This is a genomic window from Paenibacillus sp. FSL L8-0340, from assembly GCF_038593145.1.
Classification (GTDB): domain Bacteria; phylum Bacillota; class Bacilli; order Paenibacillales; family Paenibacillaceae; genus Paenibacillus_AQ.
In genome coordinates this window covers 2,671,389-2,696,481 of sequence record NZ_CP151967.1, presented here as the reverse complement: position 1 = coordinate 2,696,481, position 25,093 = coordinate 2,671,389, and the positions used below count along the sequence as shown (strand labels likewise).

Below are 25,093 nucleotides of genomic sequence, written 5' to 3'. Positions count from 1 at the left end.
AGCACATCTTGTTACGGCATCAGGCCGAAGAAATGTGATGTTCTCGCAGTTAATTAAAAAGGAACAGCGCGGTCATCCGCAGCTGTTCCTTTTTTTGAGTTAACGACTTTTTACAAGCATCTCTACCGCTTCCTTAATCACTTTGTCTGGTGAATTGCCCTGCTCCAGCTCCTCCTGAATGCATTGCTCCAGATTAGAGCCGATAACAGCACCCACCGTGCGGTCTACAGCTGTTCTTATTGCCGTCAGCTGCGTCACAATCTCCCGGCAATCCTGCCCTTCCTCCAGCATGCCCAGCACACCACGCACCTGGCCCTCAATACGCTTCAATCTGTTTTTGATCCCTTTATCATATTCCATACATCCCACATCCTTTAGATAAACAAATTCACACCTGAATCCTCTGCAGCTCCCAGATAACTGGCTACCCCGCCAAAATCGACGCCAGCCATTAATTCTTCCTGTTTGATACCCATAATGTCCATGCTCATCGTGCAGGCAATGATCTTTACGCCGGCATTCAGCGCACCCTGCATCAGCTGTTCCAGAGAGTCCACATTTTTCCGTTTCATTGCATGCCGTATCAGCCTTGCCCCCAGCCCGCCCATGTTCATTCTGGACAACGGCAGCTTTGTGGTACCTTGAGGCATCATCATTCCGAACATTTTATCCAATCCTTTTTTCTTAACCGGAGAAGCATTTCTCTGACGCAGAACATTCAACCCCCAGAAGGTAAAGAACATAGTCACCTGCTTGCCCATCGCTGCCGCACCGGAGGCAATAATGAAGGAAGCAATCGTCTTGTCCAGATCACCGCTGAATACGATCATCGTCGTACCCTCCTTGGCTTCAGAAGGCACTGCTGGCAAGGCTTCACCCGTCACCCTGTTTAACCCTTTACGTACAAGAGCCTTCACTTTCCCTTCCGACACATCTACCGATTCCAGCGTATTCTGCGTCTTGAGGCACCACTGCTTAATATCTGCGGCAAAACCGAAATCCGTAGCAGCAATCTCCAGCTGCTGTCCTGCCTGCATGGACTTTACAGTCTCATATACTTTGAGTATAGGGCCCGGACACTGCAGTCCGCAAGCATCCAGCAACAGCAGCTGCTCCCCGCTGCCGCTTTGTGCCCTGTCATCTAAAGAAACCGGAGAAGCTGGTAAATGGGCTGCCGTATCTCCGCTGCTCTCATCTGGCAGCAAGGTGTCCTTCACATGCATCACAGCATACGTTTTGTACCCACCATCGACATTCTTCACTCTGTACCCATGCTGACTCAGCATTCTTGCAGCAATATAGCCTCTAAGCCCTACCTGGCAGGATACCGCGATCTCCTGATCACCAGGAATCTCGGCAAGCCGGTTTCTCAGTTCAGACAGTGGAATGTTCACTGAGCCGGGAATGGAACCTGCCAGCCGTTCCATCTCGTCCCTGACGTCGATGATCAGTCCGCCCTTGGCGGAGAAAGCATCCACCTCATGCCACTGCAGATTGCTTACTAATCCATCCACAACATTGGAAGCGGCATACCCGGCCATATTGACGGGGTCCTTAGCCGAAGAATATGGCGGTGCATAAGCCAGCTCTATATCTGCGAGCTCGTTCACTTTCAGCTTGCCGCGAATAGCAGTGGCAATAACATCAATCCGCTTGTCGGCACCATCTGCCCCCACAGCCTGTGCTCCGTATATATCACCATTGTCGGGATTGAACAGCAGCTTCATGGCAATCGGGGATGCCCCGGGGTAATAACCCGCATGTGAATTGGGATGGATATGAATGGCTTCATAAGGGACACCGAGAGCTGTGAGCGTCTTCTCATTGTTCCCGGTAACTGCTGAGGTCAGGTTAAAGGTCTTAATGATTGCCGTTCCCAAAGCTCCATCATAGGAGATGGCGTGACCGTTGATATGATCTGCCGCTAGACGGCCTTGCCGGTTCGCTCCCCATGCCAGAGAAACCATGGTGGCGAATCCATGATTGCGGTCTTTGACCTCGATGGCATCGCCGATGGCATAAATATCGGGATCGCTGGTCTGCAGGGTTGAACTGACCTTAACCGCGCCGCGGATTCCCAGCTCTAGACCGCTATGGCGGGCAAGCTCATTCTCTGGAGTGACTCCAATTGCCATAATGATCATCTCGGTCCTGATCACGTCTCCAGAAGAAAGGCGCAGCATTCCGCCCTGTTGCTCAAAAGCCTCCACCCCCTCATTCAGCCTTACTTCCACGCCGTGCATCCGGAGATGCTCTTCCACAGGTTTGGCCATTTCCGGGTCCAGCGGATTGAGGAGCTGTGCACCGCGGTCAATAATCGTCACCTCAAGTCCACGTTCACGGAGGTTCTCTGCCATTTCCAGCCCGATAAAACCTCCGCCGATAACCGTGGCATGCTTAGGACGCATAATGTCTACAAAAGATTTAATCCGGTCTGTATCCGGGATATTTCTTAAGGTGAACACATTCTTGGCCTCTAAGAGACCGGGAATATCAGGCACAATCGGTCTGGCTCCCGGGGACAGAATCAGGATGTCATATGGAATATCCCCCGTCTCACCCGTGCGGACATCATGATAATGAACAAGTTTATGCTGGCGTACAATTTCCGTTACTTCAGTAAGCACACGCACATCTATGTTAAATCGTTCCTTGATGCCCTTGGGCGTCTGAAGAAACAGCTTATCGCGGGAATCAATAGCTTCACCAATATAATAAGGCAGTCCGCAGTTGGCAAACGATACATGCTCCCCGCGTTCAAACAGGATGATCTCATCCTGTTCATTCAGTCTCCGCAGCCTCGCGGCTGCTGTCGCTCCACCGGCAACGCCACCAATAATAATAATTGTTTTACCCATATTCTTTTCCTCCTTTTAATTATACCCCATGGGGTATATAATATACGGGTGGGGGTATATTGTCAAACACAAAAAACCGCCTATCTCTAGGCGGCTTGTGAAGCAGCATTTCCTGCTCTCTTGTATTCTATTGGGAAAGACGGGAAGCCAGCTCGTACAATTCCGTATCGAAATCTTTCTTCGTATTCACCACAATATCGATATCGGTAAGGGTCAGCTCGCCTTTAATAATGCCGCAGCCTTTATCCGATTCGCCTTCGAGCAGTTTGCGAACAGCAAAGTCACCCAAACGGCTTGCCAGGTTGCGGTCTCCTGGAGTCGGAGTACCTCCGCGCTGAATATGACCCAGAACAGTTACGCGGGCATCCAGTGAAGCATGGCGGTCTTTCAACGCTTGTGCAACGTCTTCGCCCTTTCCTACGCCTTCAGCGACAATAACGATACTGTGGCGTTTGCCTCTGGCAAAGTTGTCACGCATCCGGTCAGCCACCTCGTTGAGGTCATAAGGCATTTCCGGTACGAGAATGGTTTCCGCTCCGGAAGCCAGGCCTGCATGAAGAGCAATATCTCCGCAGTGGCGTCCCATAACTTCTACAATGGAGGAACGTTCATGCGAGGACATGGTGTCACGAAGCTTGTTAATGGCATCTACAACTACCCCTACTGCTGTATCGAAGCCAATCGTGTAGTCCGTGAAAGAAATGTCATTATCAATCGTACCCGGCAAAGCCATTGTCTTAATTCCCAGCTTGCTGAGCTTGTTAGCTCCTTTGTAAGAGCCGTCACCACCGATAACCACAAGGCCGTCGATGCCCATTTCATTCAGGATGTCCGCACCTTTCTGCTGACCTTCAGGCTTCACGAATTCAAGACATCGCGCAGACTGCAGAATGGTACCTCCACGTTGAATAATATCGCCTACACTGCGCAGATCCATCGGGAAAATGTCCCGGTTCAGCAGACCCTGATAGCCGCGCTGGATACCATACACTTCAACCCCGTAAAAAATTGCGCTGCGCACTACCGCACGCACAGCGGCGTTCATGCCCTGTGAGTCTCCTCCACTGGTCAATACTGCGATTTTTTTAACATTAGTCATCCTGTTTGTTCCTCCTTAAAATTGTGCGGTGCCCATCCCTTGCTCAGGAAATGCGCTCCACGACATCTAATACATGTGTTTGCGGATCCAGCGGCTGTTCACAAAAAAGAACAGTCTGGTCAGCGGGCTCTTTCTCATCAGACGCTTCGATACCGTGCGAACCTCCCGCTGTTCGCTGACTTTCGGATCGGATAAATAAAGTGCCAGAAGCCCCTCGATCACCATGCGGTGCATGGAGGTCTCGGGAAGATTACGGACATCCTTACGGGCCCACTCCACGATGGAAGCAATCCGGTTCAGCATAGTATCTGAATTGTCATAATAATTACAGAAATTAAGATCACCGCCGGCCCGGTCTTCATCCTGATCGATCAGGTAATCCAACATAATGTGCAATCCGCAAAGATGCGGAAAATACGCAGCACGAATCGAAACCGATGCCGATTTAGTCAGCTTGGGGTCGCAAGAGGCCAGAAAAAGCATGAATACCCCCAGTGTGGAACCTGTTGCTGCTGCAAACTCGTTCCATTGAAGATGCGGAGCACGCTTTCCCTCTTGCGCCCACCACTCCTTCAGGGCATCTTCCCTGAGTTCGGGGCTTATGTGCTTATAAACCTGCAAATCCGTATACAGTACAGCCAGATCATGAATCTCCGCGACCGCCGAAGCATACCCGGGCAAAAGCGCGGTCATCTCCTGACACTTGCGGACCAGCCTGTACAAATATCCGCCGTCATTCTGCTCGCTGCGCAGCGCATAATAATTAACAGGCTCTGCACCGGGGGTAATTGCGTCCAGCATGGATTGATGCAGCAGCCTGAAATCGGCAGGATCCAGCGAAGTACTGCGATCACATAAGTTGTCCAGATAATCACTGATCGTTTGATATGCGACAATTAACGGAATCAATATATGTCTCATTGACAAATTACCGGCGGCATAAATTCCGCCGCCTTCACAATGAAACTGCTTCGTCTCAATGCTGGCAAGCGCTTGCTTGCGGAGCTCGGGATCGGGAATCCCTTCCGCATCCTGGCGCCAGAAGGCCAGACTTTCCCGCACTTCCGGCAGCACGTACTTGTAGACCCTGTTCATAAGCCCAATAGGGCCCCGCGGGCTAAGGTAACGGCCTTGCTCAAATTCACTCAATGACAGTGCCTCCACATTGTTGTCTCCTTATCCAAATCATCATTATTATAATATCATCAACGTATTTGTACAAACAACAAAATCACTTTCGCAAAAGGCTGAAAGATTCAGAAATACCTCAATTTTAACAAACATGCCGACTTTTCTTTATGCTATACTATCCGTATTTGATATCCGGAGGAGTGCAACTTCATGTATTCAGGACGGACCGGCGGCCGGTACAGCGATCAGAACTGGCTGCGATCCTTTATGTTCACACTCTACGGCACAAGCGTGCTGGTAGTTTCCTATTTCCCGCTATTCTATACCCATCTGGGCTTCAGCAGCCCTCAGGTCGGACTGATATATTCTGTCGGACCGCTGATCTCCATTCTTTCCAATCTGTTCTGGAGCATGGTCAGCGACCGGCTGGGCACGATCAAAAAGATCATGGCTATCCTTCTTGCAGGTCAATTGGTAACTGCACTAATGCTGGCTAGAGCCACCGGCTTTACAAGTGTTATGCTTATTATTTCCCTTTTCTATTTCTTCTATTACCCGGTTTTTCCGCTTGCAGACACTATGGCCATTAAAATAGCGCAGCGCCACGGACGCAACTTCATCGCCATACGCGTGTTTGGCTCTCTCGGGTATTCCTTCTTCGCGCTCACCATCGGCTACGTTCTGCGGGCCTTAGGTCCTTCCTACAGCATTACCGTCTGTCTTGTTATCATTGCTGCCGCACTCCTTATCACCTTCGGGCTGAAGGATGCCAAGCGGAATGATGAAGCAACCGGGAGCAGTGTCAGCTCTGGAGAGCCCCCTGTCAAGAGCGGCGGACTTAAAGAAATTTTACTGCAAAAGGAAGTGCTGTGGTTCTTCGGCTGTGTATTCGTACTCGCCCTCGGCCACAGAATGAATGAAGCTTTTCTAACCCTCAGCCTGAAAGGAATGAATGCCGGTGATGAAGTCATCGGCTGGGCACTGCTCGCTTCGGCACTAAGCGAAATCCCTGTGTTCTTTTTGCTCAGCAAATATGGAGAAAGATTCAAAGAGCTGCCGCTGCTCGCGATTGGCAGCCTTATGTATGCCTTGCGCTTTCTGCTTATGTCGCTGGCCGATGTTCCCGGGGCCGTTATCGCTATTCAGGCGATGCACAGCATTTCGTTCGGAATTTTTTATGTGACGGCCGTCCGGTACATTACACGGATTATTCCCGACCATCTGCGTGCAACAGGACTCGCTCTCTTCACAGTGGTGTGGTCCAGTGCCTCCGGCCTGCTAAGCGGCACATTCGGAGGCCTGATTTATCAGGACGCCGGACGCGAAGTTTTTTACCTGGTGGCCACGGGCTTTTCGCTGCTCGCCTTCCTTGGGTTTCTCGGCAAGCATCTCGTTGATGTTGGAGGAGGCCCCGGACGTTATTTTAACCGTAAAATAAAACCTGCCGCCAGCAAGCCGCCGGATTCGCCCTTCCCGCCTGCTCAATAAAACAAGAGACCTTACTGCCCAGATATGGCTGGTAAGGTCTCTTCTCTATAATAAAAAACACAAATAAAAAAACACAGTTCCCGAAAGAACTGTGTGGCTTGTAAGTTGATGGTTACCACTCTTGCAAGTGCTTTGCCATAAATCAAATATATATTGCGGCTGACAGCTGAACTGTCCGGCCGTTTCTTATAATTTAACTACGTTAGCTGCTTGAGGACCACGGTTACCGTCAGTGATATCGAATTCAACTGCTTGACCTTCGTCCAAAGTCTTGAAACCGTCGCCTTGAATTGCTGAGAAGTGAACGAATACATCTTCGCCGCCTTCTACTTGAAGGAAACCATAACCTTTTTCTGCGTTAAACCATTTTACTGTACCTTTCAAATGAACAACCTCCTAAAAATACCGCCATATATGGCGTATGCTTACATTATAACCCAACTATTTCTGCAACGCAATCCATGAATTTCCTATATTAGTGATTTCATTTGCTTTTCCCTTCCCCGGTGCGTTATCATTGAGCCAAAAGCCAAAAATCGCCAGGGTGGTAATGATAATGATCAAAAAACATGAAATATACAAAACAGACAAGTGGAACATGATGACTGTCGAGGTTCAGGGACGCTATATTATTCTCCGTGAAATTTCTGATCAATGGGGAGAAGAAACGCATACCTTTATGAGCCGTCCGGCCATGATGCAATGGGTTAACAACCGGTTCAACAAAGAATCCTATAAAGATAATGAAGAAGAATACAAGAATATCATCGCTGCCTTCAAGCAGGTATAACCGGACATGGATAACGAGAATCTCGTAATATATGTAGTCGTTGTTCTATGCCTGGGAGCTGTGCTGATTATGGGCAAGGACAAGATGCCGCCGCGCATGAAGCGCGGCATGGCCCTGACTGCCGTAATCCTGATTGCCTTGGCTTTTGTCTTCATTATTTATAGCTTTCTCGCATAACTTCTGTAAAATGTGCTTAAGCGTTAATAATCAGAATTTGGCAAGGGCATACTAAGCTGACTTTAAGTTCTAGGAGGCTGCAGTATGTCCTTTCGCGCCAAATCCCTGCCGCTTCTGCTTGCGCTCAGCCTGCTGCCGGGCAACTATTCCGCTTCAGCTGCTCCGCAGAAGATTATGCCTACTACATCCCATCATTCAAGGAGGATTTCTATGGAACAATTATTAAAGAGAAGTGAAGTGCCCGCCGAGAACCGCTGGAAGCTTGAAGATATGTTTGCTTCACAGAAGGAATGGGATGCAGAATACGCTGAAGTTAAAGAGCTGATCAAGAAAACAGCTGGCTTTCAGGGAAAGCTTGATTCTTCCGACAAGCTGAAGGCCTGCTTCGAGCTCGATGACCAGCTGTCGCTGCTGACTGAACGCCTCTATGTATATGCACATATGCGTCAGGATGAAGATACGGCTGCCCCAACCTATCAGGCACTTACCCAAAAAGCGAAAAAGCTTAGTGTCGAAGCCGGAGAAGCTCTCTCTTTTGTAACACCAGAGATTCTGTCCCTGCCGGATGAGACTTTGGACCGGTTCATTGCTGATCCTTCCTTATCGGCTTACACGTTCACCTTGACGGAAATGAAGCGTGAAAAGGCGCATGTCCTGTCCAAAGCGGAAGAAGCCCTGCTCGCCCAGGTTGGTAATATATCCCAGGCACCGCAGACGATCTTCAGCATGCTGAACAATGCGGACCTGAAGTTCCCCAAGGTCAAGAATGAAGAAGGCAAGGAAGTAGAGCTGACACACGGCAGCTATATCCAGTTCCTGGAGAGCCCTGACCGCGAAGTGCGGCGGAATGCTTTTAGGGCAGTCTACGAAACTTACGGCAAGCAAAAAAACACCATTGCCTCGACCCTTAGCGCAAATGTGAATAAGAATGTATTTTACTCACGTGTGCGCAAGTACCCGTCCGTTCTGGAAATGTCGCTGTACGGTGACAACATTCCAAAAGAGGTATATACCAACCTGATCGACACCATTCACGAAAGCCTGCCGCTGATGCACCGTTACATGAAGCTGCGCCAGAAGCTGCTCGGGGTTGACGAGTTACATATGTATGACCTGTTCGCTCCGCTTGTGGACGAATATAAGCTGGATATAACCTTTGAAGAAGCCAAGAAAATCACCAAAGAAGGCCTGAAGCCTCTCGGCGAAGATTACCTGAGTGTGCTGCAGGAAGGTTATGACAATGGCTGGATCGATGTTTACGAGAATGAGAACAAACGCACCGGCGCCTACAGCTGGGGTTCCTATGGTACCCATCCTTATGTGCTGCTGAACCATAACGACAACCTGAACAGCATGTTCACGCTGGCGCATGAAATGGGCCACGCCCTTCACTCCTACTATTCGGACAATGCGCTGAAATACCGGGATGCACAGTACACCATTTTCCTTGCGGAAGTGGCTTCCACAACTAACGAAGCACTGCTGATGGATTATCTGCTGAACAAGTCGACCGATCCGAAGGAAAAAATGTACCTGCTTACCTATTACGCCGACCAGTTCCGGACTACAGTATTCCGGCAAACAATGTTCGCCGAGTTCGAGAAAATCATTCACCAGCGCGCGGAAGACGGCGAATCGCTTACTCCGCAGGATCTTTCGGCTGTGTACTATGACCTTAACGTCAAATACTATGGCAAAGACATGGTTGTGGACAAAGATATCGAAATGGAATGGGCACGGATTCCGCATTTCTACAACAGCTTCTACGTCTACAAATATGCTACCGGCTTCTCGGCTGCAACCAGCTTTGCGAAGCAGATTCTTGAAGAAGGCCAACCGGCGGTGGACCGCTACCTTGGCTTCCTGAAGAGCGGCGGCAGTGACTATTCGATCAACATTCTGTCCAAAGCCGGAGTAGATTTGTCTTCTCCTGAACCGATCCGCGAAGCTATGAGCGTATTCGAAAGCGTGATTGAGCAAATGGAACAGTTGACCAAATAAGGCAGAAAGCTTAGTATTACATTAATCCCTTGCCCTTTGCGGGCGAGGGATTTATATTGTCATACCGTCTAGGAGGAAATCATATGAAATTGCAATGGTCGCTTATTCTCGGTCTTTTCTTCGCTCTGCTTACTGCTGTGTTCGCAGTCATGAACGTCGATACGGTTCCGGTTAATTTCGGTTTTGATGTTGTCAGCATCCCGCTCATTCTCGTCATTCTGGGCTGTGCGCTGATCGGTGGAGTCGTCGTCGGTTCTTACGGCATTTTCCGCCAGTATAAGCTGCAGAAGCAGATTAAAGGACTGACAGCAGAGCTGAACAAACTGCGTGATGCAGGCAGTTCACTGGACGATCTGGGTACACAGTATGACAGCCTTTCCACAGAACACACTACTCAACACTAGGTCTCTGGGTCTCTATTTCTTAATCATGAACAGGAGGGCTTAACCTTGCTTACCATTCAGCCTAATGAAGACTATATTCTCTCTATTCTCAAAAAACTGCTGGGTACTCCAAGCCCCAGCGGATTCACGGCCCAGGTCATGAATCTTGTGGCTGAAGAAGCAGCAGCCTTGAACGTGCCTTTAAGCTGGAACGAAAAGGGCGGCGTTATTCTGACCGTCCCCGGCCTTGATCCTTCGCGCACCATCGGTATCAGCGCCCATGTGGACACCTTAGGCGCTATGGTACGGTCCATTAAACCGAACGGAACACTTCGTCTCACTTCTGTCGGCGGATTTACCATGAGCAGTATTGAGAATGAATACTGCGTCATACATACCCGTACCGGACTTACCTACACCGGCACCATTCTGACCAGCCATCCTTCGGTCCATGTCTATCCGGATGCGCGCGATTTCAAACGCGTTGAGGAGAATATGGAGATTCGCATCGACGAACTCGTCTCCACCAAGGATGACGTATTGAAGCTCGGCATTGGCGTCGGAGACTTTATCTCCTTTGATGCCCGCGCAGTGATTACGCCAAGCGGTTATATCAAATCCCGCCATCTGGACGACAAAGCTAGTGTGGCTGCTCTGCTAGGCCTGCTGGAAAGCATGAAACGCGAAGGCTGGAAGCCGCTGCACAACCTCTCTCTGCTGATCTCTAATTATGAAGAGGTTGGACACGGAACTGCCTGGATCCCCGGAGAGATCAACGAGTTCATCGCTGTCGATATGGGCGCGATGGGTGATGACCTGAGTTGCAAGGAGACCGATGTGTCCATCTGTGCAAAGGACTCCTCCGGCCCTTACGACTATGCTATGACCGGCCGCCTGATCGATCTGGCGAACAGTCTGGCCATTCCGTTCGCGGTAGATATCTATCCGCAGTACGGTTCCGATGCCTCCGCTGCATTAAGAGGCGGCAACAATATCCGCGCCGCGCTGATCGGCCCGGGCGTGCATGCGTCACACTCCATGGAGCGCACGCACAAGCAGGCCGTGCTCAATACCGCTAAGCTGCTTGCCGCTTATGTCGGTACAAACTGAAACCGGCAGCAAGCTGCAGCGGATTTTACGACGAAAACACTGGCTGATTGCCGTTGCGGTGCTGCTCATGTTTATCTTGATTACGGTGATAGCCATTATAATGGCTAAACCGGATACACAGCCTGCGGAGGTCTTTGACGGCCTCCCTCATGCCTACTCCTATCTGGAGGCGGAAACTTCGGGCAAGGTTCAGCTGCACATGATGTCGCTGGAACCAGAAGATATCGTCCTGCGTCCTGCCGGTGCCCCCTTGCGGCAAATCGCCGCATATGGCATTAACGGCGGCTTCTTTTATGGGACCGACCTCCTGTCGATAGCCATCATGAATGATAATCCGTCGAGCGGAGCCCGGGGAGCCTACGGCTCCGGCTGGTTCAATGCCAAATACGCCCGAGGAACGATGGTTTGGGATGGCGCAAGCAGCAAGCTGTCAGTGCAGGTCGTTTCCTCCGGCGGGGAACTGGAGGTCAGTGACCGCTCCAACTATTGGGCTCAGGGTGGAATCAGCATGAATCTGCAGCATGAAGAGCTGTGGGCGTTGTCTGCTGCCGCAGAACATCTTCCTAATGCTGATGAGCAGCGGATGCGCTCCGGCCTGGTCTACGATAGCGCGGGCAAGCTGTGGCTGATCGTCACTCCAACGCTCAGTACAGCGGAAGAGTTCCGCACAGCCGTTCTGCAGCATGTCCCCGGAGAAGGCAGAGAAGGCATCTTTCTGGACGGTGACGGCTCCTCGCAGATGAACGCCGATGAGGCTGTATTAACCGGCGATTCGCGTCCGGTGGTGCAGATGATTGCCGTGGCCGGGGGAAAATAGACCGTTTAGCGGGTTAAACATGAAGGCAGGCTCAGTCAGCGGAATCGGACTGAGCCTGCTTTTTTTAAAAGATAAGAATTTATATGTTTCACGCTATAAATTATCCTTCTATTTCTCGCTGAAACGGATACCGTCCTTTTGAGGACGGCGAAGCCGTTTCCACTTGTTGTGCAAATAATCTTAATCCAGTTTACCGGCAGGGCTGATACCTTGGATCACCGGCCTTATTACTCCGGTCCAGAATCGTAAGCCGCTCCCCGGATCTGGCGATCAGGTAACGGATGATTTCAGTTCCTTCATCTGTATCTACGTCAAAGGACAGGCTGGCCGTAACCCTAAGTCTAGTTGATGTACGACTCGTAACCCGAAGTCTCCGGGGATAGTATGGCAGGGGGCCTGTATCTCCTGCAATCACGTACAATCTTCCATTTCTTGTCACAGTAAGCAGATTACAGAACATTCTATTGCTCAAAACAATACCCCAATATCTTCTGAAATAAGCCAGCACCTTGGCTCTTGTACTGAATCTCAGCGGCAGCCGTAAATATTCCCTTCCGTCCACAATGATTACTCTGTTAGTATCAGCCGAGTAAAACACTTCAACCCAGACCGACTCCGCATTCTCTATAAACCTTTTCAATTCTCCGACAGACTGAGTTATTCTTGGCATAACATCTCCTCCTCCCTATTACTGTATTACGCTAACAGCAATTGGAGCGGGTGATAGACTACATAGGTTAAGAGAATTTATCCTCTCTAAAATGAAACAACAAACTTTCATAACCGCATATCAAAAAGCAAGCCGACCTCCATTAGCAACGGAAGCCGGCTTGCTGTGCATGTTCATCTTATTCTCTTAACTGATCCCTAATCTTAAGCTTTGCCAGCGATTCGCTCTGCCAGCTCATTCAGATACGTCCAGCGCTCCATCAGGCGTTCCAGCTCTGCTTCACCTTGCCGCTGCTGGTCCACAAGCTCCTGCAGCCGGCCAGAGTCGGCAAAAGCGGCCTCCATCTGCGCAGTGATATCTACCAGATGCTGCTCCGCCAGCTCAATTTGCTCGTCGATCCCCTCATATTCGCGCTGTTCCTTGAACGTAAATTTCAGCTTCTCCCGGGCTGGAGGGGAGGTCTGTGCATTCTGGCTCTGGTCCGGGGCAGAGCTGCGTTTGCCTGCACCCGCTGCTTCGTCTTTGGCATTATCACTGCGGGCAGTAACGTTCTTCGCCAGCCACTCCTCATATTCACTGTAGTCACCGACATGCAGCCGGATCTGCCCGTTCTCAAAAGCGATCAGCTTATCCACCGTACGGTCCAGAAAATAACGGTCATGCGATACAGTGAACACTACGCCGGGAAATTCATCCAGATAATCCTCCAGAACGGCGAGCGTCCCGATATCCAGGTCATTGGTCGGCTCATCCAGCAGCAGCACGTTGGGCGCCCCCATCAGTACACGAAGCAGGTAGAGGCGTCTTTTCTCGCCGCCGGACAGCTTGGAGATGGGCGTCCACTGCATCGCCGGAGGGAACAGGAAACACTCCAGCATCTGTCCGGCCGTTATGACGCTGCCGTCAGCAGTGCGGATGATCTCTGCCTCTTCCTTCACATATTCGATTGCCCGCATGGTGTCATCCATATCTTGATGCTCTTGTGTAAAGTAACCCAGTTTGACCGTTGCACCCAGTTGAACCTCGCCGCTGTCCGGCTGAAGTATGCCGGCAATCAGGTTAAGCAGTGTTGACTTACCACTGCCGTTTGGACCGACAATCCCTACACGGTCCTGTGGTACGGCGATATAGGTCAGATCCTTAATCAGTGTCCGGCCGTCCAGTGCTTTGGTAAGATCTTTCATTTCAATGATTTTGCGGCCCAGCCTGGTCGAAGCCACGGAAATATCCATTGCTCCAGCCGAAGCGCCGCCCTGGCTTTCCTTCAACTTCTCAAAGCGGTCGATTCGCGCTTTCTGCTTCGTAGACCGTGCTTTGGCTCCACGGCGAATCCAGGCCAGCTCTGTTCGCAGCAGATTCTTGCGCTTCTGCTCGGCGGATGCTTCCCGCTCTTCACGGTCCGCTTTCAGCTCCAGGAACCGCGAGTAGTTCGCTTCATAGCGGTACAGACTCCCTCCGTCCAGCTCCAGCATGACACTGGCTACCCGTTCCAGGAAATAACGGTCATGGGTAACCATCAGCAGCGCTCCGCGCCGCTTCTGCAGATACTGCTCCAGCCATGCCACGGAGTCGGTATCAATATGGTTGGTCGGCTCATCCAGAATCAGCAGCTCGGAAGGTGTAATCAGGGCGGCCGCGAGTGCTACACGCTTGCGTTGTCCCCCCGAGAGTGTCTCCATCAAGGCGTCAAAACGGGTGATGCCGAGCTTCGTCAGCACGGTTTTGGCTTCACTCTCCAGATGCCAGGTTCCGGCGGCATCGATAGATTGCCCGATCCGCACCAGTCTGCCCTCCAGTCCGGCGTCGCCAGGATTCTTCTCCAGCAGGGCCATAATCTCCATATATTCACGCATGGTAGCAAGCTCAGGATCATCTCCTGCAAATACCTGCTGCAGCACGGTATTGCCTGGTTCATAGGGCGGATTCTGCGCCAAATACTGCACCCGTACACCGTTGCCGATTGCGATTTGTCCCTCGTCGGCGGTATCCAGCCCGGCGATGATTTTTAAAAAGGTCGATTTGCCTGTTCCGTTCACACCGATGACACCAATCTTATCCCGGTCATCCATACCAAACGATGCATCACGGAACAAAATTTTCTCTCCATAACTTTTGGAAAGATGTTCCACGGTCATAATATTCATACGCTGTCCCCGCTTGCCTTATATTTTCATTACCGATTTATGCTGCGTTTAGTTGACCCTATTGGCCGTTTAATAGCCGTTCTCCGCATTCAGACTGCCGATTGCCCCGTGAATAAACAGCGCCGCAGCAAATTTTGCCCGCTTATACGCGTCCTCTTCCGTAAAGGAGGGTTGAAACAGAATATCCATCTTCAGCCTGTCCAGCATCCCGATATAGGATTGAGCCATCAGCTCCGGTTCGGAGGCCCCGCCTTCCAGGAGCACCTTCACCACGGCCTGCATATATTCCTCCATAAAAAGCGCCATATAGGCCACCAGCTCCGGGTTGTTGTTGGGAGCCCGGAAAAACAGCTTGGTGTGCTGCTTGCGCTCGTAATAATACATCAGATGATGTTCGGCGATCACCGCCAGCTTCTCTGTCGGAGCTGTACAGTCCTCCAGCTTGTGCTCAAGCTGCTGCATGAAGCCCTCGCAGTCGCGGCGGGTGACAGCCATAAACAGCTCTTCCTTGCTTTTAAAATATAAATAGACTGTACCCTTAGCGATTCCCGCATGTTCCGCTACTTCGGACATTTTCGTCTCGTAGAAACCTCCTGAACCGAAAAGCTCATAAGCGGCATCCAGAATGGCAGTATGCTTGTGATTTGCTGCACTGCTCATCCGGTTCACCTCCTGACTATATAGCACATTGCTGTATTGTTGACTTTCTAACTGGCTGTAAAGCCGATCAGCAGCGCGGCAGCGCCGCCGATGACCGAACTCAGCGCATTGACCGCGTCGTTGTCCATCCAGCGCCAGCCCCGGGCATACACCGTGGGCTGACCGCAATGCTGCGAGGCTTCCACCTCGCGGCCGCACTTGGTGCAGCGGTTCATCCGCTGCACCGTAGCGCCCAGGATCGAGTCGGCGAAAGCGCCGGCGAGACCGCCCGCGAGTCCGGCGAGCGCAAGCCGCAGGAAGGAATGGTCCGGCATGCCGGAGACCGCCCGGAGCGCCCAGGAGGCAACTCCAATGAAGGCTCCGCCTGCGGCGGCGGCCAGAGTGCCCGGCAGCGAAACGCCGCCGGAGGTTCCTGCCTGGAGGACTTTGCCCGTGAGGACCGACCGCGGAGATTTCTTGGATAGCGTGCCAATTTCAGTGGCCCATGTATCCGAGGTCACGGTTGCCATTACGCCGATAAAGAGAAATCCCCAAATTTCCAGGGGATAAATGGCATTCAGCAGGACGAGCAGCATGCCCATTCCGCCGTTGGCAAACACTTGCCCGGCATCCCTTCGTCCTGTCTTGTCATACGTCAGCTCCAGTTCGGCCTTATTCTCATGGTGAAGTTTAGATAACATACTGGAAGAGATGAAGAACAGCAGCAGGATACCGAACCAGAAGGCATTTCCGGCACCAAAATAAATGGTCCCCATAACAACCGCCGCCAGCATGCCGGACAAGCTCAGCGACTGTTTGGCATAAGCCGCTCCGGCGACCAGCAAAGCGCCGCAGGCACCGATCACCCATAACATAGATTCAACTCCGCTTCTGCAAGAATAAGCATCTTCCGCAGACGAATCTCCGGAAGACGAAGACTGATTAAGATTAACCGATCAGGCAGGTGCCCATAAGCTTCTCGCCCCAGTACAGCTCAAAGGAATCGCCTGAAACAACCGGACCTACCCCGGCAGGGGTACCCGTGAATATCACATCATCTTTGCCAAGCCCGTAGCGGGCGGCAATGAATTCAACAATCTTTTGCAGCGAGAAAATCATGTTCTGCACATTCCCGCGCTGCACTTCCACCCCATTCTTCAGCACAGTGAAATCTGTTGCTTCCAGCTCCTCCTGCTCTGGAAAAGCAATATAAGGGGTGAGCGGAGCAGCGTTCTTGAAGCCTTTGGCAGCCGTCCATGGCAAGCCTTTCTTCTGCAGATCATTATGCACGTCACGCAGGGTGAAATCCAGGCCAAGCGCCATGACATCCACCAGTTCCTCCACGCTCATGCCCGGTACATAATCACGCGCGATGCGCAGTACCAGTTCACCTTCATAGTGAATAAGTCCGGCATCCTGCGGGAGATGAATAATTGCCTTATCGAGAGATACCGCCGCATGGGAGGGCTTCAGGAAGATCAGCGGCTCTACCGGAACCTGGTTTCCCAGCTCCTCGGCATGTAATTTATAATTGCGTCCAACACAGTATATGTTATTAACATCTGCACACATTATAATCAGCTCCTTTTCCCGTCCATTGGTAATGTCCTTAAGCTTTCAGAAAAGTTTCGCCCCAGATATCCGGACGGTTCGTACAGATCATAATATCGGAATGCATCTCAGCCAGACGGCGCATCTCCTTCGCCTTGTTCACCGTCCAGGCCATCGTTTTGACGCCGCGTTCGGCAAGCAGCTTCGCCAGCCCCGGATTCAGCCTTGCAAAGCTGATGGACAGAAAGGAGCAATCCAGCTCCTTCAGCTTACGGGCCGGATCACCGGTTCTGGAATCATAAATCAGACCGGTGCGAAACCGAGGATCCAGCTCCTTGATCCGCTGCAATGCCCCGGCATCAAATGAGGTCAGCACAACATCATCCCGCATCCCTTTGGAAGAGACAAGGTCAATGACTGCCTTCTCCAGACCCGGATACATATCACCGCTGGTCTTCAGTTCAATATTCAGGCGCAGCCGGCCGGAAGCAAGCTCAAGCACCTCTTCCAGCGAAGGTACCCGCTCCCCCCGGAAGGCACGTCCTTTCCAGCTTCCCGCATCCAGGCGCCGGAGATGCTCATAATCCATGTTCTTAATCTTGCCGTGCCCGTTCGTCGTCCGGTCCAGCGTAAAATCATGAATGACGACTGGCACCCCGTCTCTGGTGAGCTGAACATCAATTTCCATCCAGCGTACATAAGGCAGAGCAAGCGCCATGCGAACGGCTGCGAGCGTATTCTCCGGTGCTTTCCCGGAGAATCCACGGTGGGCTACACACATGTTTTTCATCATAAGTACCTCCAGCAGAAGTATGGTCTGTCTCCGGATTCCCCCCGTGAGTTCTGCAGGGTACCGGTGCGAGCTGCTTACGACTATCTTATTGGTTTAGCCCTATTTGCCGGCTTGTAAGACGGTTCCGTCGTTTCTGATGGTTACGAGTCCTGAAGATAAGGATTGAACCTTATTCAGCAAAAGCTGTCCATTCAAATCATTCATAGGCACCGGCTGGCCTAATCCGGCGTCCATCGGGCTTAGTTTCAGCGAACACTCGCCTTTGACCGTGCATTGTGCCTGAAAAACAGCGGTCTCCCAAGTAGCAGGAACCTTGGACCGTGTAAAAATAAAATTGCCTGTGCTGTAAGCGATCCATTTGCCCTTGTACGGCTCTATCCCCTGCAGCACATGCGGGTGGCCACCCATCACCAGGTCTGCTCCGGCATCAATAAAGCTGCGACCCAGCTCCTGCTGGGTCACATCATATTGTTCAACCCGTTCCTTCCCCCAGTGGACAACTACAACGACCAAGTCAGCCTTCTTCTTGGCAGCGGCGATGGCTTTCAGTCCTTCTCTGCTGTCATAGACAGAAGCAACACCGGGCTTCTTCGCTCCGGCGATCCAGTCCGTATGAGGAATAACACGCGTGAAGCCAAGCAAGGCTATCCGGATTCCCTGGCGCTCAAAATACTGAGTCGTATAAGCTTCCTTGCTGTCGGCTCCTGCTCCTACATAAGGAATCCCCCGCTTGCTGAGGTTGCTCAGAGTATCGAGCAGCCCCTGCTCCCCTTGATCCAGCGTATGGTTATTGGCAAGATTTACCGCATCCACACCGGCTGACTTCAACGCATCCAAGGCCTCTGGTGCTCCCTTGAACACAAACTGCTTGTTCTCGGCGCTCACACCACCCGTAGTAATCGGTGTTTCCAGATTCACTACGGTGAGATCATCCTTCTTAAACATTCCATTCAGGGCAGAATAGGAATAATCATACCCTTTCTTCTGGAGCAGTTCCCCGACCTTGCCGGCAAAAATGACGTCCCCGGCAAAATTCAGCGTGACTGTGTCCCCGGCATTCTCCGGCAATCCGGAAACCGCATCGACGGTATTCTGACCTCCATCTCCGCCATCTCCATCGTCTCCGGAACCTGTTGCAGTCTCTGGAGCTCTACTAGCCTCGGGGGACGGCGTTGCCTCTGCTATATTCTCCTGTGCCGGTGAAGCCTCAGTAGAGGGGTCTGGAGTAGGTTCAGCACTAGCTGTGACCTCAGGAGTTACGGTGGCCGTAGCTTCAGGCTCAGGTGTCACGGCATCCGGTGAGGGCGAAACTACCATCTCTGACGGCGGTGGCGGGGCAGCATTCTCTTTGTCGTGATCTCCAATAAAATAATAGGTTAGCATAGCGGTCATCAACAAAAGCATACTTACGTTGGTCCACGCCCAAACCCTTCTGCGTCGGCGTTTAGTGCTGCGCTTATTGTTCTGTCGTGTGCGTGATCTCGGCGGATACATGGGTACAAACAATCCCCTTTGCCTTTAAATTGGTTCTATTATAGCATAACTCATGCTGCTCCCTCCAAAATAGCCGGGCGGGAATTCCATAATAAAAAAACGGTGAAGCGCCACCACCTCCGCTTCACCGTCTGGTTCTAACCTATGGATGCACCCACAGGTGCGGGCTGCTTGTTCAAGCTTCCGGCTGCGGCTTCAGCCGTCTCCTTGGCCTGTTTGATGCAATCAGGCATTCCGATGCCATCATAACCGGCGCCAAAAGCGTAGACGCCCGGGAGCTTCTGCGATAGCTCACTCCGCAGCCCTGCGATACGGCCGGGATGGCCGACCGGATACTGCGGCATGGAATGCTTCAGCCGGGTAATCTCCGTGAAGAGCGGCTGTGCACCCACTCCCATAATTTCCCGCAGATCCTTGCGTACCAGCTCAGCAAGCGCCTCATCCGGCAGCTCAACATTCTGTTCATCGCCTGAACGTCCGACATAACAGCGCAGCAATACCTTGTCCTCAGGGCTTGTATGCAGCCATTTGGTAGAAGTCCAGGTGCAGGCGGTAATATTGCGCCCTTCCTTACGGGGAACAAGGAACCCCGAGCCGTCATATTCCGTAACAATATCCTTCTTGGCAAAGGCCATTACCACATTGGCTACCGACACATAGTTGACGTCATCCAATGCAGACACATCCACATGGGGGCGGAGCAGCCCAGCGGCAGCAAAATTCTGCACTGTGACGTATATATCGTCAGCCAGCAGCGTTTCGCCGTTATCCAGCTCTACCGTGTAGCGCGGACCGGATTCGGTTGCAGCAGAGCGGCCGCTATCTTTGCGGACGGTAATACGGGCGGCGCCCGTTCCGGTGCGCTGCTCCACATCATGCAGTTCATGAATCAGGGCATCAACCATACTTTGCAGTCCTTTGCGAAAGGTCAGGAAGGCGCTTTTTTTGGTACCGGTATGCGTCTCAACAGGCTTGCGTCCCGTAGTCATTCCACGGATGAGACTGCCGTATTGGCGTTCCACCTCACCGAACTGGGGGAAGGTCGCCTGTAGGCTGATCTTGCGCATATCTCCGGCATATATACCGGCAAGCAGAGGTTCGGTCATATTCTCCAGCACCTCAGTGCCAAGACGGCGCTCAATCAGCTGGCCGAGCGATTCATCTTCGCTGCTCCGGCGCGGCGGAAGAACGAAGTCCAGCATCGCCCGCATTTTGCCGCTGAACGACACAAGCCCGCTCTTCAGGAATGGCTTCAGCTCTGTAGGAATGCCGAGAACGAGCCCCGCCGGCATAGGGTGTAGTTTGCCGCGCTGCAGTATGTACGTCTTTTTGGCATTCGGATTGGTGGTGACCAGCTCATGATCAAGCTTCAGTTCCTTGGCCAGATCGCTCATGGCCGTTTTGCGGGCCAGAAAAGAATCCGGCCCTTTCTCAACGACGAAGCCGTCACGTTGCAAGGTTTCGATCTTACCTCCCAGCACCTTCTCCTTCTCGATCAGCACAGTATCCGGCTGTATTCCGGCTTCCCGGTAGTATTTGCGAACGTAAAAAGCGGCGCTGAGGCCGCTGAGGCCTCCGCCGATGATGACTACCTTACGGGGTGAACCCGTCATGACTGGTTCACCTTCAGTTGACTGGCTTTGGTGCGCACCACATCGCTGAGGACCGACATATAGGCCGGGTCACTGTTCAGCGAATCGGTGCGCATCAGCCGCAGATCCAGTTCCGAAGCCAGTGCCTGCGCCTCAATGTCTAGGTCATACAGCACTTCCAAATGGTCGGAAACAAAACCGATCGGGGCCGACAGCACGTATTTCACCTGAGCTTCGCCAAGCTCGTGCAGCGTATCCAGAATGTCCGGGCCCAGCCAAGGCTCAGCCGTTCTGCCCGCACTCTGCCAGGTAAACTGCCAGGAGGTTACACCAGCCTGCTCGGCGATGGCTTTTGACGTTTCCAGCAGCTGATCCCGGTACGGGTCGCCCATGGCCAGAATCCGTTCAGGCAAGCTATGGGCGCTGAACAATACCCGAACCTCATCCCGGGCGGCACCGGTCTCTTCAAAGAGGTCAAGCTTGGCAGACACTCTGCGGGTGAGCACATCAATCAGCTCGGGATGCAGATGATAGCTCTCCACAAATTCCATATTGACTCCGCTGGCTTCAGCCTTTTCCTTGGCACGTTTAATGTAGGTTCCTACACTCATTACCGAATAATGGGGGGCAAGTACAATCCCGACCGCCTGGGTGATGCCATCCCGCGCCATAGCTTCAACACCGTCTTCGATAAACGGATGCGCATGCTTAAGCCCCTGATAGCACACATATTGAACATCCTCGCCGCTGTGGCCGCTGTTGAGCGCCTCCTGCAATGCCTCCACCTGCCGGTCTGTGTTCTCTCTAAGCGGGAAGACCCCGCCGACAATGGCTTCATAACGGTCCTTTAGTTCTTTCAGCTGCTCGGCTGAAGGTGGATTGCCGCGCCGGATGTGGGTGTAATAAGCCTCTACGCCCTCCAGACTTTCAGGCGTGCCGTATGACATCACGAGAACTCCGATTTTTGCTGTCACAGATTCCATCCCCTTTTACGAATAATGTCCATACTCTGCAATCTGCTGTTCAACCTAAGCTCTTGGCTGTGCAGCTTCTTTCAGCGCCTGCTCCGAGTACTCGTGCACATACTCAGTCAACTCTCTTAGCGTGTCCAGAGAAGCCTCAGGAAATAAGCCGTGACCCAGGTTGAAAATATACCCCGGCTCCCTTATGCCTTCATCAATCAGTTCCTTGGCCCGCTCCTTCAGTACCTCCATCGGTGCTGTAAGCAGATAAGGGTCCAGATTACCCTGGATGGCAAATCTTCCGCCTGTTCTTCGTCTGCCTTCACTCAGGCTCACACGCCAGTCGACTCCGATGACATCAGCCTTAAGATTCGTTAGGCTTGGCAGCAGTTCGCCGGAGCTTACGCCGGGAAAATAGATCTTAGGTACATCGAGATCCGAAAGTTCGGCAAAAATACGCGTAATAGTTGGCAGGACATATTGTTCAAAATCACGGGGAGCCAGAGCACCTACCCAGCTGTCGAACAGCTGGAACGCTTTGCCGCCGCTGCGGACATGGGCACGCAGATAGGCGATCACCATATCTCCCAGCTTCTCCATCAGCTTCTCCCAGACCCGGGGCTGGCTGAACATCATCTCTTTCGTGCGGTGATAGCTCTTGGAAGGCCTGCCTTCGATCAGATAGCTTGCAATGGTAAACGGCGCGCCTGCAAAGGTAATCAGCGGCACCTCCAGCTCCTTGTCCAGTATGGCAATGGTCTTGAGGATGTGGCTGAGATCCCCTTCTACATCAATCGGCTTCAATCTGTCCACATCGGCTGCGGAGGCAATCGGATTCTCGATTACCGGGCCGATATTCTTGACGATGTCGAATTTCACGCCAAGCGACGCCACCGGATTCATAATGTCAGAATAGAGGATCGCCGCATCCACACCCAGCTTGCGTACAGGCATCAGAGTTACTTCCGCTGCAAGCTCAGGCTGGCTGCAGATTTCCAGCAGCGAGTATTTCTCCTTGATTTTACGGTATTCTGGATCATAACGTCCGGCCTGGCGCATGTACCATACAGGAACATGGTCAGTCTCTTGCTTCTTACAGGCACGGATAAAAGTGTCATTGTAGGTCATGATAAGATCTCCATTAGATTTGATAGGTTATTTGTAAACACATATAACTTATTATGCCCTTTTTAAAAGTAGGTAACAACCACTCCACCCTTCATGGAATGACAATCCCATGACATTACTATGACAAGTGTTGCACCGTCCAGCCAAAAAACTATGATATACTGATAGAATGTCAATTTTTCGTGAATATTTCCTCTTTGAATCCTCTGAAAGGAAGTGAAAGCACTTTGAAGAATTGGGAGACATGGAAAGTCAACCTCATGGTGCTTTGGTTTGGCCAATTCCTGGTAAATGCCGGGATGACCATGATTACCCCGTTCCTGTCCCTTTATCTTGCCAAAGATCTGGGAGTCCAGGGTGATCATGCAATCGGAATGTGGGCCGGTCTTATTTTCGCCGCGAACTTTCTGACCTCATTTCTGTTCCAGCCGTTGTGGGGCAAGCTGGCCGACAAATACGGCCGCAAAATTATGCTGCTGCGCTCCAGCTTCGGCATGGCGATCGTCATTGTGCTGATGGGATTTGCGCAGTCTCCAATGCAGCTGCTGCTGCTCCGTTTGCTGAACGGAACCATCTCCGGCTTCAACCCGGCCTCCATCGCGCTCGTCTCGGGAACGACACCTAAACCCCGGATGGGCTTCGCCATGGGGCTGATGCAGTCCGGGTCGGTTGCCGGTACTATTCTGGGACCGCTGATCGGCGGGGCGCTGGCTGACTGGATCGGGTTCCGCCCGATCTTCTATGTCGTCGGGGCGCTGCTGTTCGTCGCCTCGCTGCTGGCCTTGTTCCTGGTCAAAGAGAAATTTGACCGGGTCGAGGCCGCGCAGGTTCCGCAGGTTTCCGTAATGGAAGGCTTCAAGGAGCTGGCCAAGGTTCCGCAGCTTCCGGCCTTGTTCGGCGTAACCTTTCTGCTGCAGTTTGCAATGATCAGCCCGATGTCGCTGCTGCCTCTCTATGTCGAGAAGCTGCACGGCTCCGCTGTGAACATCGCCTTCTGGGCAGGAATGGTCAGCGCGGTTACCGGAATCTCCAATATGCTGGCCTCCCCGGTACTGGGCAAGCTGAGCGACAAAATCGGCGCCCACCGGATCTTAACCTTTGCGCTGATCGGAGCTTCGCTGTTCCTGATCCCGCAGGCTTTTGTAACCAGCGTCTGGCAGCTGATTATTGTCCGTTTCCTGATGGGCGTCTTCATGGGGGGGCTGCTCCCGAGCGTCAATGCACTTATCCGTTCCTATACGCCTGACGGTAAGGAGAGCCGGGCTTTCGGCTTCAACAGCAGCACTTTGGCCCTTGGCAATATGCTGGGAGCGGTGATCGGCGGATTCCTGTCGGGCTATATCGGCATTGAGGGCCTGTTCATCATCTCCGGCTGCTTCCTGCTGATCAATACCGTCTGGGTACGGCTCAAGCTGTATAAGAATACGGAGCCGCGGCTATTCCGCTAACGCAGGAAACAATCCCGTCAGGTACCCTAAGCGCAAATCCGGTGTTACTTTACTACCGCCAAAGCCAGTCCGTCATAAGCGGGGAGCAGTGTACTATTCAGGCGTGGATCAGATGCTATCATTTCATTGAAACGGCGCATCGCCTGCACGGCGGGTCCGTTCTTGTCCGTGTTCAAGGTGCGGCCGCGCAGGAAGATATTATCCCCGGCGATGACCGCACCCGGGGAAGCCAGCCTGATCGCATATTCTAGATAATTCGGGTAATTCTCCTTGTCGGCATCAATGAAAAAGAAATCAAAAGACCGGCCCTCCGCTTCGAGCAGCTTCAGGCTGTCCAGCGCAGGGCCGATTTTATATTCCACTGTATCGCCGAATCCGGCCTGCTGCAGGTGGCGCTCGGCCAGTCCGGCATATTCGGCCTTCAGCTCAAGCGATGTCAGACTTCCGCCGTCCGCTAGTCCGCGGCACAGGCAGATGCCGCTGTACCCGCCAAGCGCGCCGATCTCCAGAATGTTCCTTGAACGGGACAGGCCCACCAGCATGGTGAGCAGCCGTCCATAGCCCGGAGCGATGGACACCTCTGGCATGTTGTTCCGGGCGATTGCTTTCTTCACTTCAAGCAGCAGCTCATCCTCTGTATAAAGCTGTTCGCTGTATTCTTCTTGGTTAGGCATATGTATTCTCCTTTAGTTCATGTTGTGAAGTCCCGCGCATTCCCCTATACTTAGAAGGATCAGCTGCGCCGTCCTTGACGAGGCGCATATTTAGGATGCCGCAATACGCTGTATCGCCTTGCGGTAACTTACCTTATTGTACTG

The 25,093-nt window shown here is 52.2% G+C and carries 24 protein-coding genes; 8 read left to right on the top strand and 16 right to left on the bottom strand.

Annotated elements, in window-relative coordinates; genetic code table 11:
• Positions 1-99 precede the first annotated feature (99 nt).
• The 4 genes from NST07_RS11925 to NST07_RS11910 form a co-directional block, all read right to left on the bottom strand.
• Positions 100-360 carry a metal-sensitive transcriptional regulator gene (locus tag NST07_RS11925; protein WP_342481629.1) on the bottom strand — a complete coding sequence of 87 codons (261 nt, stop codon included), beginning with the start codon at positions 358-360 and terminating at the stop codon, positions 100-102.
• A 14-nt stretch (positions 361-374) separates the two neighbouring features.
• Complete coding sequence (locus NST07_RS11920; RefSeq protein WP_342481628.1) at positions 375-2,858, bottom strand: CoA-disulfide reductase; 2,484 nt, start codon at positions 2,856-2,858, stop codon at positions 375-377.
• A 127-nt stretch (positions 2,859-2,985) separates the two neighbouring features.
• Positions 2,986-3,957: a 6-phosphofructokinase gene (gene pfkA / locus NST07_RS11915; RefSeq protein WP_341091865.1), complete on the bottom strand. Its 972-nt coding sequence runs from the start codon at positions 3,955-3,957 to the stop codon at positions 2,986-2,988.
• A 66-nt stretch (positions 3,958-4,023) separates the two neighbouring features.
• A complete protein-coding gene (locus NST07_RS11910) occupies positions 4,024-5,106 on the bottom strand; it encodes a tetraprenyl-beta-curcumene synthase family protein (protein WP_341091863.1) in 1,083 nt (360 codons plus the stop codon).
• A gap of 192 nt (positions 5,107-5,298) precedes the next feature.
• On the opposite strand from NST07_RS11910, the gene NST07_RS11905 reads away from it, so the two are divergent.
• A complete protein-coding gene (locus tag NST07_RS11905; protein WP_341378163.1) occupies positions 5,299-6,576 on the top strand; it encodes an MFS transporter in 1,278 nt (425 codons plus the stop codon).
• A gap of 186 nt (positions 6,577-6,762) precedes the next feature.
• Here the strand turns inward: NST07_RS11905 and NST07_RS11900 are convergent, their stop codons facing one another.
• Entirely contained in the window at positions 6,763-6,960 is a 198-nt protein-coding gene (locus NST07_RS11900) for a cold shock domain-containing protein (RefSeq protein ID WP_019911834.1), read from the bottom strand.
• Between the two features lie 172 nt (positions 6,961-7,132).
• Between NST07_RS11900 and NST07_RS11895 the strand changes: the two genes are divergently transcribed.
• From NST07_RS11895 to NST07_RS11870, 6 genes are all read left to right on the top strand, one after another.
• On the top strand, positions 7,133-7,366 hold the full coding sequence (locus tag NST07_RS11895; protein WP_036702226.1) for a hypothetical protein: 234 nt from the start codon (positions 7,133-7,135) through the stop codon (positions 7,364-7,366).
• A gap of 6 nt (positions 7,367-7,372) precedes the next feature.
• Positions 7,373-7,543: a hypothetical protein gene (locus tag NST07_RS11890; RefSeq protein ID WP_341091859.1), complete on the top strand. Its 171-nt coding sequence runs from the start codon at positions 7,373-7,375 to the stop codon at positions 7,541-7,543.
• 210 nt (positions 7,544-7,753) lie between these two features.
• The gene (pepF, locus tag NST07_RS11885; RefSeq protein ID WP_342481943.1) at positions 7,754-9,544 is read left to right on the top strand and encodes an oligoendopeptidase F; all 1,791 of its coding nucleotides are present in this window, start codon (positions 7,754-7,756) and stop codon (positions 9,542-9,544) included.
• An 83-nt stretch (positions 9,545-9,627) separates the two neighbouring features.
• The gene (locus NST07_RS11880) at positions 9,628-9,948 is read left to right on the top strand and encodes a lipopolysaccharide assembly protein LapA domain-containing protein (protein ID WP_341091858.1); all 321 of its coding nucleotides are present in this window, start codon (positions 9,628-9,630) and stop codon (positions 9,946-9,948) included.
• A 45-nt stretch (positions 9,949-9,993) separates the two neighbouring features.
• Positions 9,994-11,037 (top strand): M42 family metallopeptidase, encoded by a 1,044-nt coding sequence (locus NST07_RS11875; RefSeq protein WP_342481627.1) that lies wholly within the window; start codon positions 9,994-9,996, stop codon positions 11,035-11,037.
• The gene (locus tag NST07_RS11870; protein WP_341091853.1) at positions 11,021-11,854 is read left to right on the top strand and encodes a hypothetical protein; all 834 of its coding nucleotides are present in this window, start codon (positions 11,021-11,023) and stop codon (positions 11,852-11,854) included. Before NST07_RS11875 ends, NST07_RS11870 begins: the two co-directional genes overlap by 17 nt.
• Before the next feature lie 190 nt (positions 11,855-12,044).
• Here the strand turns inward: NST07_RS11870 and NST07_RS11865 are convergent, their stop codons facing one another.
• The 10 genes from NST07_RS11865 to hemE all read right to left on the bottom strand — a co-directional run bounded on the left by NST07_RS11865 (position 12,045) and on the right by hemE (position 22,827).
• Positions 12,045-12,524, bottom strand: a complete 480-nt coding sequence (locus tag NST07_RS11865) for a hypothetical protein (protein WP_341091851.1) — start codon at positions 12,522-12,524, stop codon at positions 12,045-12,047.
• A 203-nt stretch (positions 12,525-12,727) separates the two neighbouring features.
• Positions 12,728-14,668: an ABC-F family ATP-binding cassette domain-containing protein gene (locus NST07_RS11860; protein WP_342481626.1), complete on the bottom strand. Its 1,941-nt coding sequence runs from the start codon at positions 14,666-14,668 to the stop codon at positions 12,728-12,730.
• A gap of 69 nt (positions 14,669-14,737) precedes the next feature.
• Complete coding sequence (locus NST07_RS11855; RefSeq protein ID WP_076112296.1) at positions 14,738-15,328, bottom strand: TetR/AcrR family transcriptional regulator; 591 nt, start codon at positions 15,326-15,328, stop codon at positions 14,738-14,740.
• Positions 15,329-15,375: 47 nt separating this feature from the next.
• Positions 15,376-16,182, bottom strand: a complete 807-nt coding sequence (locus NST07_RS11850) for a DUF92 domain-containing protein (protein ID WP_341091845.1) — start codon at positions 16,180-16,182, stop codon at positions 15,376-15,378.
• Positions 16,183-16,255: 73 nt separating this feature from the next.
• Positions 16,256-16,879: a fumarylacetoacetate hydrolase family protein gene (locus NST07_RS11845; RefSeq protein ID WP_341091843.1), complete on the bottom strand. Its 624-nt coding sequence runs from the start codon at positions 16,877-16,879 to the stop codon at positions 16,256-16,258.
• Between the two features lie 37 nt (positions 16,880-16,916).
• A complete protein-coding gene (locus NST07_RS11840) occupies positions 16,917-17,648 on the bottom strand; it encodes a glycerophosphodiester phosphodiesterase family protein (protein WP_341097624.1) in 732 nt (243 codons plus the stop codon).
• A gap of 102 nt (positions 17,649-17,750) precedes the next feature.
• Entirely contained in the window at positions 17,751-19,043 is a 1,293-nt protein-coding gene (locus NST07_RS11835) for a CapA family protein (RefSeq protein WP_342481625.1), read from the bottom strand.
• 239 nt (positions 19,044-19,282) lie between these two features.
• Complete coding sequence (gene hemG, locus NST07_RS11830; RefSeq protein ID WP_342481624.1) at positions 19,283-20,758, bottom strand: protoporphyrinogen oxidase; 1,476 nt, start codon at positions 20,756-20,758, stop codon at positions 19,283-19,285.
• The gene (gene hemH / locus NST07_RS11825; protein WP_341091837.1) at positions 20,755-21,711 is read right to left on the bottom strand and encodes a ferrochelatase; all 957 of its coding nucleotides are present in this window, start codon (positions 21,709-21,711) and stop codon (positions 20,755-20,757) included. The genes hemG and hemH overlap by 4 nt, the downstream gene beginning before the upstream one ends.
• 54 nt (positions 21,712-21,765) lie before the next feature.
• Entirely contained in the window at positions 21,766-22,827 is a 1,062-nt protein-coding gene (hemE, locus tag NST07_RS11820) for a uroporphyrinogen decarboxylase (protein ID WP_341091836.1), read from the bottom strand.
• Between the two features lie 227 nt (positions 22,828-23,054).
• Here hemE and NST07_RS11815 point away from each other — a divergent pair, with 227 nt between their 5' ends.
• Positions 23,055-24,275 (top strand): MFS transporter, encoded by a 1,221-nt coding sequence (locus NST07_RS11815; protein ID WP_038589591.1) that lies wholly within the window; start codon positions 23,055-23,057, stop codon positions 24,273-24,275.
• Positions 24,276-24,319: 44 nt separating this feature from the next.
• Here NST07_RS11815 and NST07_RS11810 read toward each other — a convergent pair whose 3' ends face one another.
• Positions 24,320-24,949 (bottom strand): O-methyltransferase, encoded by a 630-nt coding sequence (locus NST07_RS11810; protein WP_341091833.1) that lies wholly within the window; start codon positions 24,947-24,949, stop codon positions 24,320-24,322.
• Positions 24,950-25,093: the final 144 nt, after the last annotated feature.